The organism is Geobacter sp. (assembly GCA_009684525.1).
Taxonomy (GTDB): Bacteria; Desulfobacterota; Desulfuromonadia; order Geobacterales; family DSM-12255; genus Geoanaerobacter.
The window spans coordinates 391,991-407,402 of record WKKR01000003.1 but is presented as its reverse complement, the minus strand read 5'-3'; the positions used below and the strand labels follow the sequence as shown (position 1 = coordinate 407,402).

Here is a 15,412-nt window from a genome sequence, read left to right as displayed (position 1 = left end):
AGTAACCGCGTTAATGGGAGATTTTCTCGCAATCCTCGAAACAACCGAGGCATTCCAGAGCACGGGGAAGCTCCTCGTCGCTGGGGGGGACACCATGGTAGGACGCCTTGTTCTCGAAGAAGGAGACCCCCTTCCCCTTGACGGTCCTGGCAACAATGGCCGTCGGCTGCCCCTTGGTCACCTTGGCCTGGCTGAGGGCGGCGATAATTGCCCCGATATCATGACCGTCGATCTCCAGGACATGCCAGCCAAAGGCGCGGAACTTGTCGGGTACCGACTCAACCCCCATTACCCGGGCAACCTCGCCGTCGATCTGCAGACCGTTGCAGTCTATCAGCGCGCAGAGGTTGTCGAGCCGGTAGTGACTGGCCGCCATGGCTGCCTCCCAGACCTGCCCTTCCTGGAGTTCGCCGTCACCCAGGAGTGCGTAGACCCGGTTATCCTTCCCGTCGAGCCTGAGCCCGAGCGCCATGCCGTTGGCCATGGAGAGCCCCTGCCCCAGAGACCCGGTACAGACCTCCACACCGGGAGTACCCTTGCTGTCGGGATGTCCCTGGAGATGGCTCCCGAGGCGACGGAGCATCATCAGATCCTCACGGGGAAAGTAGCCGGCCTCGGCCAGCGCCACATACTGGGCAGGGGCCGCATGCCCCTTGCAGAGCACGAAACGATCGCGCCCTTCCCAGCGGGGGTTGGCAGAATCGTGCCGCATGGTATGGAAATAGAGAACCGTTACCATGTCGATGGCAGAGAGCGATCCACCGGTATGGCCGGACTGTGATTTGTGCAGGGCCTTGACGACGGCTACACGCAGATTACGGGCTTTTTCCTCAAGCTGCGCAATGGTTTCGTTCACTGAAGGCTGATCCTTTCTCGTTCAGGTTGGGGTGCTACCACTCCCGGAGGGAAACGGGGCGATCGGGGAGAACATCATCGACCCTCGATTTTTCCGGCAGGAGATGTCTCGACAGGTGATGGGGAAGAAGGGATGGCGGCAAGCCGGTCGTCGAACTCGCCATTTTTGAGCCGGCGCAGCATCTCCTTATGCTGCTCCTTCATTAGGTCTTCGACAACCGCTTCCAGGTTGTCGATCTTGATTATATCCGCGTAGCTGACCTTCTTGGACGCGATGATGGTCCCGCCACGATAGAGGAGGGTTGTGATCTGCGGGTTTACTCTGCCGCTGTCCTCGGTCTGGACATGGAAAACTTCTCGTTTGTAGACAACGTTATGATTGAAGCCGACGACCATTGTCACCACCGTCCGTCAAATCACGTAGACAGAGTAACGTATCATACCAACGGCATAAATTGCAATACTGTACGCAGGGCGGGCTGTTTGCCCCATCATCACCCTTTACAGAGCAGCTCCTTGATCCTGGTCACCGCCTCCATGGCATCCTTGGCATAGAGGTCGGCGCCGATCCGGTCGGCGTATTCCCTGGTAACGACCGCCCCCCCCACCATGGTGAAGGTCTTGACGCCGGCATCCCGCAGGCGGTTCAGGACATTCTCCATCTCGGCCATGGTCGTGGTCATCAGGGCAGAGAGCCCGACAGCGTCGGCCTTTTGCTCCAGTGCCTCTGCAATGATCCGGTCTGCCGGGACGTTTTTCCCCAGGTCGATCACCTCGAAGCCGTGGTTCTCCAACAGGGTGCAGACGATGTTCTTGCCGATGTCGTGGATGTCACCCTCGACGGTTGCCATGAGGATGCGCCCCTTGCTCTCCATGGCCGCACCGGCCAGCTCCTGCTTGAGCCGGGCAAAGGCGGCCTGCATGGTCTCGGCCGAGCGCATCACCTGGGGGAGAAAGACCTGGTTCTTCTCGAAACGGCGGCCAACCTCTTCCAGGCCGGGGATCAACCCCTCGTTGCTGATGGCAAGAGGGTCCAGCCCTTCAGCCAGGGCCGCACCGACAAGGCTCTCGATCCCTTCCCGGTCGCCGCCGATGATCGCGGCTGCCAGCCGTCCCCTGATGTCCTTGGGCGCCTCGCTTGGGGCAGGGGCTTGCGCTGCTGCGCCCGCCCCTTTGTACGCCTCGATGTAGGCTGCCGCGTTGACGTCGCGATTGAGCAGCACCATGGCGGAACGATAGGCATCCATCATCGGCTGTTCCTTGGGGTTGATGATCGCCGCATCGAGCCCGGCAGCAATGGCCATGGCGAAAAAGCTGGAGGAGATCACCGGCCGGGCCGGCAGGCCGAAGGAGATGTTGCTCACCCCCAAGACCGTATTCAGACCGAGCCGTTCCTTTACCAGCCGAACCGCCCGCAGGGATTCCATGGCCCGTTTCTGTTCCGCGCTGACCGTCAGGGTGAGGCAGTCCGCCACCACATTGCCGGCCGCGATCCCCTGCCTCGCGGCTGCGGCCACGATCCGCTCCGCCACGGCAAGGCGCTGGTCGGCACTCTCGGGGATGCCCTGCTCGTCGAGGGTGAGGCCGATCACGGCAGCACCATACTTTTTCACCAGAGGCAGGACCCGGGTAAGGCTCTTTTCCTCGCCCGAAACCGAATTGACCAGCACCTTCCCGTCGGCAGCCTTCAAGCCCCGCTCCAGGGCAGCCGGACTGGAGGAGTCGAGCACCAGGGGCAACTGAACCGCCCCGGTTACGCAGAAGACCGCCTGCTCCATGGCAGCGGGCTCGTCGATACCGGGAGCGCCCACATTGACGTCGAGCAGGTGCGCTCCTGCAGCCGCCTGTTCCATGGCCTCCCGCCTGATGTAGGAGACTTTTCCCTCCTGCAGTTCCGCGGCAAACGCCTTCTTGCCGGTGGGGTTGATCCGCTCGCCGATGATCGCCACCGGTTGGCCGCCCCCCAGCGCGACAAAGCCGGTGCGGCTGGAAAGGAACAGCGTCCCCTTGTCCGGGCCGACGGGACGGCAGGTCTGGTCTTTGCCGGCAAGTGCATCCTTCATGGCGCGAATATGCCGGGGTGTGGTGCCGCAGCAGCCGCCGATGATCCTCACCCCCAGCTCCAGCAGCCGGTCGTGGTAGGAGGCCATCTCCTCCGGGGAAGCCGGAAAGACCGTCACCCCGTCATGCAGGAGCGGCAGACCCGCATTGGCCTGGCAGATGAGCGGCAGCCGGGTCACCCGGCGCATCGCGACCAGGACCTCATACATCCCTTCCACGCCCAGACCGCAGTTGGAGCCGATGATATCCGCTCCTGCCGCCTCCAGGGTGATGGCAGCCGCCTCGGGGGGGGTCCCCAGCACGCTTCGCCCATTGTCGTCGAAGGTCAGCATGGCAATGACCGGGATCTCCGGAGCGATCTCCCTGATGGAGATCAGGGCGGCCCTGATCTCCTTGATGTCCAGGAAGGTTTCCAGGGTGATCAGGTCGGCACCTGCAGCAACCAGGGCAGTCGCCTGTTCGCGAAAGATATCCGCCATCTCGTCGAAGGTGAGATCCCCCACCGGCTCGACAAAACGGCCGGTCGGGCCGATGGAGCCCCCCACATAGGCGGTTTCTCCCGCAACCTCGCGGGCGATCCGCACCGCTGCGGCATTGATCTCCGCCACCCGCCCTTTGAGACCGAAATGGGAGAGCTTCTCCCGGCTGCCGCCAAAGGTGTTGGTAACGATGATGTCCGCTCCAGCGGCCAAATACTCGCGATGCACGCCGGCAACCACCTCGGGCAAAAGGAGATTCAGCTCTTCCGGCGACTGGCCGGGCTTCAGACCCCGCTCCTGGAGCATGGTCCCCATGGCCCCGTCAAGGATCAGCACCCGCTCCTTGAGCGCCTGCAGTATCGGCTGTTTCATTGCTGTCTCCTTTGCGGCCCCGGCGTCGACTCTTCTTTTGTCGCTTCCGACTTCTTTTCCAGGGAAAAGTCGGGCTCCAGAGGTTCGCGCAGGTCGAGATGCCCCTTGAGGGTATCCACCGGCTTCCCTTCGACGAGAATCCGCACCTGCCTAATCTGGGGGAAGTTGACTGCCAGCGAATCGACCACCGAATAGACCGCCGCCATCTCGGCGTTGCTGCCGGCGGGGAGTCCTGCCGGCAGCTCGCTGCCGAAGTCGACCGTCAGGGTGTCACCCTCCTGCGAGACCCCGCGGAACGTGGCGGTTTCCGGCAAAGTCGGCGTCAGGTCGCCCAGGGGCCCGTTTATCAATTCGCCCACCACCTCTTCCGCGCACTCGACCAGACCGCTGCAAGGATCGATATCGCGGGCCTCGCGCACCAGCCCGCTGCCATCCGGCGCAGCAAAGAACAGGATTACCGTACGGACCCCTTCCTGGTGCACGGGCGGGGGGGTCACATGCGGAGGCGCCTCCTTGGCGATGTACTTCTTAATGATCAACCCGACTAAAAGTACCGCTAACACGGCAATCGCGGCAACCAACCATGCCGTGTGCCGCTGGGACCGGTTACGCTCCATTTTCCGCCCCCCCTTTTTCCACATGATACGCATCCAGGCTTACCTGGTACACATCCCCCAGCCTGCCGCCGAGGAAGCGGTTGCCGACCCGGATGAATCCGGCCGGGATGTCGGTCACGAAATAATGGTGGTTCCCCTGCTCTGCAGCGGGGCGAAGCAGTGAGTTTTCGCCGAGGATCTCCGCAACGGTGCGAGCAGTCTCCTCGGCCGAATCAACCAGCGTCACCGACGGCCCCATCACCTCGGCGATAACCGCTTTCAGGAGGGGATAATGGGTACATCCCAGGACCAGGGTGTCGATCCCCTCATCGGTGAGCCCCTGCAGATAGGTGCGGGCCGTGAGCCGCGCCACCTCGTTGTCCACCCACCCCTCCTCTGCCAGCGGGACAAAGAGCGGGCAGGCCCGGGTAACCACCTGGACCTCTGGGGCAAGGCGCTTGATCGCCTTGGTATAGGCGCTGCTCTTGACCGTCCCCTCGGTGCCGATCACCGCCACCTTGCCGGTTCCGGTCACGCTGACCGCCCGGCGTGCACCCGGCTCGATCACCCCGACAATAGGGATGGAGAACGACTCTTTCAGGGAATCAAGCGCCACGGCAGACGCCGTATTGCATGCCACCACCAGGAGCTTGATATCCCGGCTCACCAGGAACTCGGCAATCTGGTGGGCATAGCGGACCACCGTCTCGGGAGACTTGGTCCCATAGGGAACCCGCGCCGTATCGCCGAGATAGACCGTGTCCTCCTGGGGAAGCGCCTTGACGATCTCCTTCAAGACCGTCAACCCCCCCACGCCTGAATCAAATACCCCGATCGCTTTCCACGACATCCAAAACCGCCTTCTGCTCCCCGATCTTCTCTTCTGCGCGGCATGGCCGGAACATGAAGATTTTCCGCAATCGATCGACTGGAAAAAATGAAAAAGAAATGATATTGTATGCACTTCTGCAAGTCAAGGCATTTACAAGCCTTGTAATTCTGCTACTCTTGCACTACTTTGGCAGTCAAATCCGCATCCTGACCGGCACCATGGCTGTCTGCCATACCGGGGCAACAGCAGGCGAGGCGCCGCTGGAGGTTCAATGGAAAAACAGGAACTCCTGAAAAAGACCGAGGAGGCCTTTTCCCCCTTTGAAACCGAACATATCATCCAGTTCATCAAGAATCTGACCTTCAAATCCGCCATGGAGAACCCCTGGGTCATCGGGATTTTCCTGCTGTTTTTTTTCTATGCCGTCATCAAGCGCTCCAAGCCGGTACTGCTCTTCCTCTTCGCCGCCATCTCCATCATGCTGCTGATCCGTTTCACACTGTCCGGCCAGGAGGGGAATGAACTGACGCTGTCATCGACGCTGCCGTTCGCCTTCGGCGGACTGCTCATCGGCGGCGTTCTTATCTACTTTACCTTTATCAAGGGAGACTGACCGTCTCCGCCCGTATCTGACAATCAAGCCCGCCAGCCGTTTCCCGCCCCTTTGCTCCGCACAGGCACCGGCTGAAGCATACCCAGGAGGAAATCAATGCAGATAGGAAAAAAGGACTGGATGTTCATCGGTCTTGTCGCCATCGTCCTGTTGGTCTTTTTTGCCATTTCCGGCAAAGAGAAGACCAAGAAGGTCCCTCTCGACGACCAGCATAAACCGTTCTACGAGATCGTGCAGAAGCAGGGCAAGATGGAAGCGGACAAAGGGTGTCCTGCCTGTCACAATGAGCAGGGTGGGGTGCCGTTCCCGGTCAAGCACCCGGTGAAACCGAAGGACGGGCCGATGCGCTGCCTCTTCTGCCACAAACTACAACAGACGAAATAGATGTCCACCCTGAACCTGACCGCCGCGCTGGAGCAACTGGCGGCCGACATAACCAGGCGGATGGAAGAATTCTCTCATATCGACCCGCAGAAAATCATGATCTGCCTCTCCACCACCCGCGGCAGCGGCGTGCATGGCGTCTATGCGAAGATCCATCCGCTCCGCTTCTCCGGAGGGAACCGCACCTGCCAGGTGCGCCGTGGCAGGCGGACCTTCACCTGCACCATGCCTGATATCCGGCAGCGGGATACGGAAATCCTCTACGTGGTCTATTTTCTCTTCCCCCGCTTTTTCGATCTCCCCTTCCGCGAAAAGCTGATCACGGTCTTTCACGAGCTCTATCACATCGCGCCCGAGTTCAATGGCGACATCCGTCGTTTTCCGGGGCGAAACTACGCCCATGGCGGCTCGACCAGAAAATACAATGCCGCCATGGCCGGTCTTGCAGACCGCTACCTGGCGCGACTGTCCGACGACAGCGTCGTCTCCTTCCTCAGGGATGATCTGAATGTCCTGCGCGGCCGCTACCGGGCACTGGTGGGACGGAAGATGAAAGCGCCGCGTATCGCCATTGTCGCCGGTTGACACGACAGGAGTACCCGTTATGGACGTGCATGTTGTTTCATTTGTAGCCAAATCCGGCACCGGCAAGACGACCCTGCTGGAAAAGGTGATCGCCGAGCTGAAACGCCGGGGGCACCGGGTAGGCGCCATCAAGCACGATGCCCACCGGTTCGACATCGACCATCCGGGCAAAGACAGCCACCGCCTCACTGCTGCCGGTGCCGATACCATGCTGATCACCTCCCCGGAAAAGCTCGCCCTGATCAAACGCCACCAGGAACAGCCAGCCATCGAGGAGTTGCTGGCAACCTACTGCGCGGATCTGGACATCGTCCTGACCGAAGGATTCAAGCGAAGCTCCCTCCCCAAGATCGAGGTCCATCGCCAGGAGCGTAGCGCCAGGCTCCTCTGCCGGGACGAAGAGTTCGATCCGACGCTAGTGGCGGTCGCCTCCGATGCACCGCTGGAACTGGACGTGCCGGTTCTGGATATCAACAATCCCGGCCAGGTGGCCGATTTCATCGAACAGGGGATCATGGGGATAGGTGCGTGAAGGGAAGTGCTGAGGGGAATCGGGGGTTCGTAGCGCACTATTTCGACTTTGCCGGCAACAGGACAGGCTTCCGGCAGGAGATCCTGGCAGGGGTCGCCACCTTCCTGACCATGGCCTACATCATCATCGTCAATCCGGCGATCCTGGAAGCTGCCGGCATCCCCAAGGGGCCGTCCATCACCGCCACCATCGTCTCGGCCGCCTTTGGCACCGCGGTCATGGGGATTTACGCCAAAAGGCCCTTTGCCATCGCCCCCTACATGGGAGAAAACGCCTTCATCGCCTTCACCGTGGTCAAGGGGATGGGCTATCCCTGGCAGACCGCGCTGGGCGCCATTTTCCTTGCCGGCTTTCTCTTCACGCTGCTGACGCTCTTCAAGGTCAGGGGCTGGCTGGCAGACGCCATCCCCCGGTCGCTCAAATACAGCTTTGCCGTGGGCATCGGGCTGTTCCTGATCTTCATCGGCCTGAACGAAACAGGGGTCGTCACGCTCGGGGTGCCGGGCGCGCCAGTCTGCCTGGGGAAGGTGACCAGCCCGGCAACACTCCTGGCCGTGGCGGGATTCATGGTGATCGCCTGGCTCCTGGTGAAACGCATCCATGGCGCCCTGATCATCGGCATCCTGGCGACCACCCTGCTCTCCATGGTCAGCGGTGTGACGCCGCTCCCCAGGGAGCTCTTCAGTCTCCCCCCGAACCCTCTGCCGATCATGGGGAAGCTCGACATCGCCGCGGCGCTCTCCCCCAAGGCGCTGCCGGTAGTTCTGATCGTCTTCGTCATGGCGTTCGTCGACACCATCGGCACCCTGATCGGGCTTTCTGCCCGGGCCGGCCTGCTCGACGAGCGGGGGGATCTGCCTGAGATAGAGAAGCCGATGCTGGCCGATGCCCTGGCAAACATGGTGGCCCCCCTGATGGGAACCACCACGACCGGCGCCTACATCGAATCGGCCGCAGGGATCGAGGAGGGGGGCAAAACCGGTTTCACCGCCCTGGTGGTGGCCATGCTCTTTCTCGCTTCGCTTTTTCTCGCCCCGCTCTTCACGGCTGTCCCGCCCCATGCCTATGGGATCGCCCTGGTAGCGATCGGCATCCTGATGATTACCCCGGTAACACAACTCGACTTCACCGACTATACCGAGCTGATCCCAGCCGTCCTCACCATCGTCCTGATCAGCTTCACCTACAATATCGGCGTCGGCATGACCGCCGGGCTGCTCGTCTATCCGCTGCTCAAGCTGGTTACCGGCCGGGTCGGCGAAGTGCCGCCGCCGCTCTGGCTGCTTGCGGCCATGGCCCTGTCGTTCTACCTGTTCTATCCCTACCGGTAGCGGCCCCGGTCAGAGGTCGCCGGTCAGCTCCTGCAGCAGGTAAACCTTCGTATTGAGCTCCCTGACCACGGCAATGATCTCGCCGAGCCTTTCGGCATCAACCCCCTCTTCCTGGTCCTCCCCCTGAAAGAACGGGTACCCCTTGGGCAGCGGCGAAAAACCGCCATCCCGCAGCAGGGCCACATCCACCAGGTCGTTCACCCGCCCCCCCCCTTCCCAGGGATCGCGATAGTTGAACTGACGCGCCACCACATTGAGACCCATGCCGTTGGGAAAAACTGCCCGCACCTCGAACGAGAAGTCGCGGGGCGCGCCGTAGCTGTCGGTGCGGCCGGCACGTACCGCCACCTGCGCACCGGCCAGTGTCAGCATCTCGCTGACGCTTTCAGCGGTCATGGCAATGAATTCGCTCACGGAACTATACCTCCAGACGTAATTCCACTCCCCACGGCACCGGTTTCTCCCCCTCGGCGGTCAGCGCCCAAAGCGTGGGGAATTCCATGCTCTCGGGTGCCGGGCCGATGCCGTCGGTCAGGTAGATAACGGCCGCAGGGGGCGGCCGCATGGTTTTCGCATAATCGAACAGGGGACGGAGATCGGTGAATCCCCCGCCGTGGTAGCTTGCCACCTGCACGCCGCTTCCCCGCAGGTTTTCGACCCGCTGGACCCGGCTGTTGGCATAGACCGCCGTGATCTGGGCATCCCGCCCCCGGGCGATCTGCATCAGCTCCAGGGCAAAGGATTCGCGAAGCTCTGCACTGTTGGTGGAATCGCTAACATCGATGCCGACCAAGAGATTGAGACGGTGCCGCTTGCGCACGCCCGGCGTATCGTGCTGAAAGCGGCGGTGTTCGCGCTGCCAGGTGGAACGCCGCCCCACCCGGCCCGCCGTGGCCACGAACTGGCGCAGAATCTGCCGCCAGGGGATCACTGCCGGCCGCAGCAGCGACCCCACCAGGTCCTTCAGATCGGCAGGGACCTCGCCGTCGCTCTTCTGGTACGCCTCGCGGGTAACGCCGCGGACCATTTCCTCGGCCAGACGCAAGGGTGTGCTCTCGGCATCCTGCCAGCAGGCGTGGTCGTCCAGCCCTTCACCGTGCCGCACGGGTAGGCTGCCCGCTCCGGGGCCGGTGTGCCCCCCCGTATCCCGGTCGGCAGTGCCGATCCCCTTGCCGGAGAGATTGCCGGTATCGAACAACGGAACCAGCAGGGCATAATACTCTTCCGCGGCCATCCCTTCCGGCTGGCGGTAATCCGCGGGTCGGGGGGCATCCGCCGGCATCCCGTCGATGGAGGGGTTGATGGCCAGGTCGCAGCAGATATCCCACCCGTGCAGGTTACGTCCCTTGCGGCGAGCCATGTGGAGGTGCAGCAGGTGCTTGACGCAGTGCTCCAGGAGCGCTTCCTGGACGCCCGATGCCAGCAGGGAAAAGCGCTCCTCGTTCACCGTCAGGGTGGGGGCGCCGTCGCGGATCGTGACGCCGAGCGGGTATTCGCCCCCTCCTCCCTCCCGGTGCAGGTTGAGGATGAACTGGCCATAGAAGGGGCGATCCTTCAACAGGCGGACTACGGCGTTTTCCAGGACACGGCCGGTCATGGCGATGGGGGGCTATGCCTCGCCGCTGATCGCCTGGATGGCATCGAGCACCACGGCGTCATAGCGGTCCTGGGAGAGAACCTGCGCCACCGGCGGGATCTTGAGGAGCGATTTGACCAGGCCGAAACGGCGGTCGCGTGGCAGAACATCGATATAGGCAACCAGGTGGTCCTCGCGGGAGGCCTCCAAGGGGAGTCCATCACCCAGCAGGCTGACCAGCTCGTTCATGGTGGCTGCCTGCAGGTCGTCGCGCTGCTGGCGCACCCGCTGCGCCACCTCACTCCAGTGGTCGAGCACATCCATGGCAGCAACGGGCCGGTTGCGCTGATCCGAGCACCAGCGGAGAAAGGCGATGGCCGCCTCCTGCCCCACCACCCCGGCATAGACCTCCATCTCCAACTCCTTGGGGAAGCGGCAGCTCTCGCGCAGGCGGCTCACCATCTCCCAGCCCCGTTCCGTCGGCTCTGCCTGCATCTCCAGGGGGTTGCCCGCCTTGGCCAGGAATCCGGGGTTGGCAGCGACGAACTGCTGGACTGAACCGTCCAGGTCCCGGCTCCGTGCATAGCGAGCCCAGCAGGCATAGTCGGTCTCGACATAGAGCATCACCATCCGGTCGATGAGCGCCCGGTCGAGCGGAGCGACCTGATAGGTCCCATCGGGCGGGTTGATGGTCACCACCACCCGGTGCCGGGGAGAGAGTTTGTGGGTGTGCAGCGCCCGGCTCTGCCCCTCGGACGGCGGTTCCACGAACTGGAAAATCGCCTGCAGCGTATCCTCCTGCTGTGCCCGGTTCAGCTCGTCGCAATGGACCATCGTGGCGGGCTCTTCGTCGCCGGGCCACCAGCAGGGACGCGACCAGTGCATGGTAACGCCATCGCGGTAGGGGATCCCGACCAGGTCCCCCACCTCCATCTGCCCCAGGCGAAGCGGCATATAGCGGAATCCGATCTCCCGGCAGACCTGGATGATCCCGGCAGTCTTTCCCACCCCGCGATGTCCCACGACACAGGGGGTGAGATCCGTTTTGGTGACAATCTCCCGCAGCACGGTCTTCATCTGTTCGACGTTCATCCGCTCCATCCCTCTTTCCTGGCACTTGCCGCTCGCTGGAGCGGCACAGAACAGGTTAGCCACTTCCCGCAACGGGCGTCAACCAATTTTACGCCGGCCAGGAACAGAAGCGGCTTCACAATACGACCTCCGTGATATACTATACGGAGCCACGACGAGAGACCGACACGGAGGAGACCATGGCAAAAGGGTACCAGGCCAACCGGGAGCGACAGGAACAGATCGCCTCCCTTGGCAAGACGCTGGCGAAACGGGCCGGCTTTGCCTGCGAATGGTGCGGCGGCAAGGAAGAACTCCGGCCGTGGGACCACCGGCCCGAGCGGGAGCCGGACGAAAGCTGCCTGGCGCTCCTCTGCCGCCGCTGCCGCGACCTTGCCGACGGCGCACCTGCCGATGCCAACGAGCTCCGCTCGCTCCGCAATGCGCTCTGGAGCGACATACCGGCCATAGCCGAAGGAGCGGGAAGGGTTCTGGCCCGCTGCAAGGAGCCGTGGGTGCGAGAGGCCATCGAGGAGAGCCTGATGGACGATGCCATGAAAAAGGAGCTGCTCGGCTGAGGCGTCCAGCCTCCGCCGGCATTCCCATGAACCATGTCCTGTACGGCTTCGGCGCCGGATTCCGTCACCGCCGCTTCCTGGCGGAAATTCTCCTTACAACCCCACAAGGCCTCGCTACAGAGGCCATTGTTCCCGAAGAGTTGAGGGAATCGGGCGTTACTACGCTGGCCCTCGACTTCGACGGCGTCCTGGCCTGCCACGGCCAGCCCGAACCGCTGCCGGCCATCCGGGAATGGCTGAACCGCTGCTGCCGGGTCTTTGGCGAAGAGCGGCTCTTCATCCTCTCCAATAAACCGGCACCGGTGCGCATCGAATGGTTTCGCCGCCACCATCCCGCTGTCCGCTTCATTTCCGGAGTGCGCAAGAAGCCGTATCCCGACGGGCTGCTGCAGGTCGCCGGACTGGCAGGGTCAAAACCGGACGAAGTGATGCTGCTCGACGACCGGCTCCTCACCGGGGTCCTGGCAGCCGGCATTGCCGGAACCAGGATAACCTACATCACGGCACCGTATGTCGACCTTGCCTCAAGCCCCCTGCACGAGCTCTTCTTCATGGCCCTGCGGGCAATGGAGCGGGCAATCATCGGCCTCTGCCGGGGCTGACCAGGAGTATCCGCATGAGCTTTCCCACCCTTACCATCATGCTCCCCGACTGGGTAGCCCCTTTCCTGAGCCAGCGACCCACCACCTGCCCCACGGTGGAAGAGCGGATGGATCTCGTGCTGGCATTGGCCGGGGAGAACATGCGACGCGGCGGCGGACCGTTCGCTGCCGCCATCTTTGAGGAGCAGACCGGCCGGCTGGTCGCTCCAGGGGTCAACCTGGTCGTCCCGCTCAACTGCTCCCTGGCTCATGCCGAGATGGTTGCCATCGGTATTGCCCAAAAGCAGGCCGGGACCTTCGATCTGGGCATGTCCGGCATGCCTGCTCTGCAGCTGGTCACGAGCACCGAACCGTGCGCCATGTGCCTGGGTGCAGTCCCGTGGTCCGGCGTCCGCAGCATCGCCAGTTCAGCGCGGGGAGAAGATGCCGAGAAAATCGGCTTCGACGAAGGGGCCAAGCCGATCTCCTGGGCCGATGGCCTGCTCCGGCGGGAGATCAGGGTCATCCGCGACGTCCTCAGGGACAAGGGGATGGCAGTGCTTGCCGAGTACGCCGCCCAGGGGGGCATTATCTACAATGGCCGGCAGTCTCTCCCGGTCAGCCGGAAACAATAAAAAACCGGCATGGCTCGCTGCCATGCCGGTCATAACGATTTTCCCCGCCAATTGCCCTATTCGTTGAGATCAGGGATAAGAAGTTCCTGCTCCGGCCCCCCTTTGCCGGTGGCATACCCTTCAACCATCTCCCCCACCGACCGTTCAATGGCAACCTTCAGATCCTGCTCCATCTGCTCCCGCCGCTGTTTGGCGAGCTGCGGGATCTGCCGGATCTCGTAGTGGACATGGGGGCCGGTGGAGCGCCCGGTGCTTCCCGATAGGGCGATGACCGTCTTCGTGTCGACTTCCTGTCCCGGTTTCACCAGTATCTCGGAATTGTGGCCATAGAGGGTTATGTACCCCTTGCCATGCTCCACTGCCACCAGATTGCCATACCCTTTGTAGGTGCCTGCGAAATAGACCGTGCCGCTCTGGGTGGGATGTACCGGTGTCCCTGCGGGGACGGCGATGTCGTAGCCGTTGTGCCAGACCGTCCGGCCACTGCCGAAGGGATCGATACGCCACCCCACGCCGGAAGTCACGGTGCCGCCGTCGACCGGCGACTGCCGGGATGCCGATGCCACTGCCGGCATGGCAAGCAGCAAAACTATGCAGAGGCTCTGAAAAAATTTCATGGCTGTCACCTGCCCACCACCCCGCAGATCGCTGCGGATGGCATCTGGCATTCCCACACCTTTGTCAATCGTTCCATATGAGGAAGATCATACACGTTTAATGCCATTTTCCGCAACGAAGGATTCACTCCTCACTTCGGGAGAAGGCTCTTGCCGGTCATCTCCTTGGGCTGGGGCAACCCCAGCAGTTCCAGCATGGTCGGCGCAATATCCGCCAGTATCCCGCCGGAACGGAGCGCTCCTCCCTTGCGGGAATCGTCCACCAGGATCAGCGGCACCCGGTCGGTGGTATGGGCGGTATGCGGACCGCCGCTCTCATCCACCATCACCTCGGCATTGCCATGGTCCGCGGTGATGATCACCTTCCCTCTCTTCTCCAGAACCTTTGCCACAAGGCGGCCGACACAGTCGTCCACGGTCTCGATCGCCTTCACCGCAGCGGGAAGGATACCGGTATGCCCCACCATGTCGGCATTGGCGAAGTTGAGGACGACCACATCGTAGGCATCCGAGTCGAGCCGCTTCAACAGCTCCTCGGTCACCGGATAGGCGCTCATCTCCGGTTTCTGGTCGTAGGTGGCCACCTCCTTCGGAGAGGGGATCAGGCAGCGGACCTCGCCGGGAAACGGCTCCTCGACCCCGCCATTGAAAAAGAAGGTGACATGGGCATATTTCTCGGTTTCGGCAATCCTGAGCTGCACCTTGCCTGCTGCCGCCAGTACGTCGCCGAGAATATTGGTCAACGATTCCTGTCCAAAAGCGATCGGAAGGCCAAAGGTCGCATCGTACTCGGTCATGCAGACATAGGAGGAGAGCTGGGGCCGGGAACCGCGGTTGAAACCGGGGCAGTCGGCCAGGGCCAGGGCGCGGGTTATCTCGCGAGCCCGGTCGGAGCGGAAGTTGAAAAAGATGAAGCCGTCGCCATCCCGGACCGTCCCCACCGGGGCGCCGTCGCGAGTCATGACCGTTGGCAGAACAAACTCGTCGTTGATGCCGGCCGCATAACTTGCGGCAATGGCAGCACTGGCAGAGGTCGCTGTTTCGCCTTCTCCGCAAACCATGGCGACATAGGCCTTCTCCACCCGATCCCAGCGGTTGTCCCGGTCCATGGCGTAGTAACGGCCAATGACCGTTGCCACCCTGCCGACACCAATCTTCGCCATCTCTTCCTCCAGCTGGAAGAGATAATCGGCACCGCTCTTGGGCGGGGTATCGCGGCCATCCAGGAGACAGTGGACAAAGACCTCGGTGAAGCCCTGCTGCCGGGCCAGTTCCAACAGGCCGTAGAGATGGGTATTGTGGGAATGGACACCGCCATCGGAAAGGAGCCCGGCCAGGTGGAGCCGGCCGCCGGCCTGCCGGGTCTTTGCGAAACATTCGAGGATGGCCGGGTTCGTGAAGAAGTCTCCGTCGTCAATCGCCTTGCTGATCCTGGTGAGATCCTGGTAGACGATCCTGCCCGCGCCGATGTTCAGGTGCCCCACTTCGGAATTGCCCATCTGCCCTTCCGGCAGCCCCACCGACATCCCCGAAGTCCCGATGTCGGTACAGGGGTACTCCCGGCAGAGCCGCGTCATGTTGGGCGTCCTGGCCTGGGCAATGGCGTTGTTCTCGACAGCGGGGTTGAGCCCCCAGCCATCGAGGATCATCAGGAGTAACGGTTGCTTGGCCATGCGTGCCTCCGGAAAACGGCGCGCACCGCACGCCATGAAAT

The 15,412-nt window shown here is 62.5% G+C and carries 19 protein-coding genes; 9 read left to right on the top strand and 10 right to left on the bottom strand.

All coding sequences use genetic code 11. The features are described from left to right. Positions 1-10: 10 nt before the first annotated feature. From GJT30_12930 to GJT30_12910, 5 genes are all read right to left on the bottom strand, one after another. On the bottom strand, positions 11-856 hold the full coding sequence (locus tag GJT30_12930; GenBank protein ID MSM40513.1) for a transketolase: 846 nt from the start codon (positions 854-856) through the stop codon (positions 11-13). A 74-nt stretch (positions 857-930) separates the two neighbouring features. Then, complete coding sequence (locus GJT30_12925; protein ID MSM40512.1) at positions 931-1,251, bottom strand: hypothetical protein; 321 nt, start codon at positions 1,249-1,251, stop codon at positions 931-933. A gap of 98 nt (positions 1,252-1,349) precedes the next feature. After that, positions 1,350-3,767, bottom strand: coding sequence for a 5-methyltetrahydrofolate--homocysteine methyltransferase (locus GJT30_12920; protein ID MSM40511.1), 2,418 nt, complete (start codon positions 3,765-3,767; stop codon positions 1,350-1,352). Then, the gene (locus GJT30_12915) at positions 3,764-4,384 is read right to left on the bottom strand and encodes a sporulation protein (GenBank protein MSM40510.1); all 621 of its coding nucleotides are present in this window, start codon (positions 4,382-4,384) and stop codon (positions 3,764-3,766) included. The genes GJT30_12920 and GJT30_12915 overlap by 4 nt, the downstream gene beginning before the upstream one ends. Then, positions 4,374-5,213, bottom strand: a complete 840-nt coding sequence (locus GJT30_12910; protein MSM40509.1) for a glutamate racemase — start codon at positions 5,211-5,213, stop codon at positions 4,374-4,376. The genes GJT30_12915 and GJT30_12910 overlap by 11 nt, the downstream gene beginning before the upstream one ends. 53 nt (positions 5,214-5,266) lie before the next feature. Here GJT30_12910 and GJT30_12905 point away from each other — a divergent pair, with 53 nt between their 5' ends. The 6 genes from GJT30_12905 to GJT30_12880 all read left to right on the top strand — a co-directional run bounded on the left by GJT30_12905 (position 5,267) and on the right by GJT30_12880 (position 8,640). Then, a complete protein-coding gene (locus GJT30_12905; GenBank protein MSM40508.1) occupies positions 5,267-5,488 on the top strand; it encodes a hypothetical protein in 222 nt (73 codons plus the stop codon). Then, positions 5,467-5,808 (top strand): hypothetical protein, encoded by a 342-nt coding sequence (locus tag GJT30_12900; protein MSM40507.1) that lies wholly within the window; start codon positions 5,467-5,469, stop codon positions 5,806-5,808. Before GJT30_12905 ends, GJT30_12900 begins: the two co-directional genes overlap by 22 nt. 96 nt (positions 5,809-5,904) lie before the next feature. After that, the gene (locus GJT30_12895) at positions 5,905-6,192 is read left to right on the top strand and encodes a cytochrome C (protein MSM40506.1); all 288 of its coding nucleotides are present in this window, start codon (positions 5,905-5,907) and stop codon (positions 6,190-6,192) included. After that, positions 6,193-6,777: a hypothetical protein gene (locus tag GJT30_12890; GenBank protein MSM40505.1), complete on the top strand. Its 585-nt coding sequence runs from the start codon at positions 6,193-6,195 to the stop codon at positions 6,775-6,777. Between the two features lie 19 nt (positions 6,778-6,796). Beyond that, positions 6,797-7,309, top strand: a complete 513-nt coding sequence (mobB, locus tag GJT30_12885; protein MSM40504.1) for a molybdopterin-guanine dinucleotide biosynthesis protein B — start codon at positions 6,797-6,799, stop codon at positions 7,307-7,309. 110 nt (positions 7,310-7,419) lie between these two features. After that, positions 7,420-8,640, top strand: coding sequence for an NCS2 family permease (locus GJT30_12880; protein MSM40503.1), 1,221 nt, complete (start codon positions 7,420-7,422; stop codon positions 8,638-8,640). Between the two features lie 9 nt (positions 8,641-8,649). Here GJT30_12880 and GJT30_12875 read toward each other — a convergent pair whose 3' ends face one another. The 3 genes from GJT30_12875 to GJT30_12865 are packed head-to-tail and all read right to left on the bottom strand — an operon-like array spanning position 8,650 to position 11,308. Further along, positions 8,650-9,036, bottom strand: a complete 387-nt coding sequence (locus GJT30_12875; protein ID MSM40502.1) for a hypothetical protein — start codon at positions 9,034-9,036, stop codon at positions 8,650-8,652. A 22-nt stretch (positions 9,037-9,058) separates the two neighbouring features. Further along, positions 9,059-10,237, bottom strand: coding sequence for a hypothetical protein (locus tag GJT30_12870; GenBank protein ID MSM40501.1), 1,179 nt, complete (start codon positions 10,235-10,237; stop codon positions 9,059-9,061). A gap of 12 nt (positions 10,238-10,249) precedes the next feature. Beyond that, positions 10,250-11,308 carry a hypothetical protein gene (locus GJT30_12865; protein ID MSM40500.1) on the bottom strand — a complete coding sequence of 353 codons (1,059 nt, stop codon included), beginning with the start codon at positions 11,306-11,308 and terminating at the stop codon, positions 10,250-10,252. Positions 11,309-11,487: 179 nt separating this feature from the next. Here GJT30_12865 and GJT30_12860 point away from each other — a divergent pair, with 179 nt between their 5' ends. The 3 genes from GJT30_12860 to GJT30_12850 are packed head-to-tail and all read left to right on the top strand — an operon-like array spanning position 11,488 to position 13,081. Then, positions 11,488-11,865, top strand: coding sequence for a hypothetical protein (locus GJT30_12860; protein ID MSM40499.1), 378 nt, complete (start codon positions 11,488-11,490; stop codon positions 11,863-11,865). A gap of 26 nt (positions 11,866-11,891) precedes the next feature. Beyond that, on the top strand, positions 11,892-12,467 hold the full coding sequence (locus GJT30_12855) for a hypothetical protein (GenBank protein ID MSM40498.1): 576 nt from the start codon (positions 11,892-11,894) through the stop codon (positions 12,465-12,467). A 14-nt stretch (positions 12,468-12,481) separates the two neighbouring features. Then, positions 12,482-13,081, top strand: coding sequence for a nucleoside deaminase (locus GJT30_12850; protein MSM40497.1), 600 nt, complete (start codon positions 12,482-12,484; stop codon positions 13,079-13,081). 56 nt (positions 13,082-13,137) lie between these two features. On the opposite strand, the gene GJT30_12845 is transcribed toward GJT30_12850, so the two are convergent. Together GJT30_12845 and GJT30_12840 are read right to left on the bottom strand one after the other, a co-directional pair. Next, positions 13,138-13,656: a peptidoglycan DD-metalloendopeptidase family protein gene (locus tag GJT30_12845; protein ID MSM40496.1), complete on the bottom strand. Its 519-nt coding sequence runs from the start codon at positions 13,654-13,656 to the stop codon at positions 13,138-13,140. A gap of 173 nt (positions 13,657-13,829) precedes the next feature. Beyond that, positions 13,830-15,371, bottom strand: a complete 1,542-nt coding sequence (locus GJT30_12840) for a 2,3-bisphosphoglycerate-independent phosphoglycerate mutase (GenBank protein MSM40495.1) — start codon at positions 15,369-15,371, stop codon at positions 13,830-13,832. Positions 15,372-15,412 lie beyond the last annotated feature (41 nt).